The sequence below is a fragment of the Pseudomonas sp. S60 genome, from assembly GCF_016647865.1.
GTDB lineage: Bacteria > Pseudomonadota > Gammaproteobacteria > Pseudomonadales > Pseudomonadaceae > Aquipseudomonas > Aquipseudomonas parafulva.
Window position 1 is genome coordinate 1 of record NZ_JACVVH010000115.1, and the last position, 403, is coordinate 403.

Genomic DNA, 403 nt, shown 5'->3' on the forward strand with positions numbered 1-403 from the left:
CTGGACTGCCCCACAAAAGTTGGACACCTATCCAATTTTTGAGGTGTTCACATGAGCAAGTACTCTGATCCATTCAAGCTCATCGCGGTCCAGGCCTACCTGGAGGGCGACAAAGGTTTCAGAACGGTAGCTCGGCGCTTCGCTGTAGACGTCAGTCTGCTGCGACGCTGGGTTTCCAGTTTTCAGAAGCATGGTCAGTTCAGCCTTCGCAAAACAGGTCAGCGATACAGCGAGGCCTACAAGCGATCAGTCCTTGAGTACATGCGTGAACACGGTCTTTCGTTACGTCAGACTGCGGCACATTTCGGTCTTGGTCAGTCCTCGCAGATAGGCATTTGGGCGCAGCACCATTACAGTGCTAATCCTGCCCAGCCCGTAGCAAAGAGAAGGCCTGCGCCCATGA

General features: G+C 53.8%; 1 protein-coding gene. It reads left to right on the top strand.

Going from position 1 to position 403, the window contains the following annotated elements:
• Positions 1–51 precede the first annotated feature (51 nt).
• On the top strand, positions 52–403 hold a 352-nt coding region (locus IAE33_RS24400), incomplete at its 3' end, for a helix-turn-helix domain-containing protein (protein WP_201165760.1).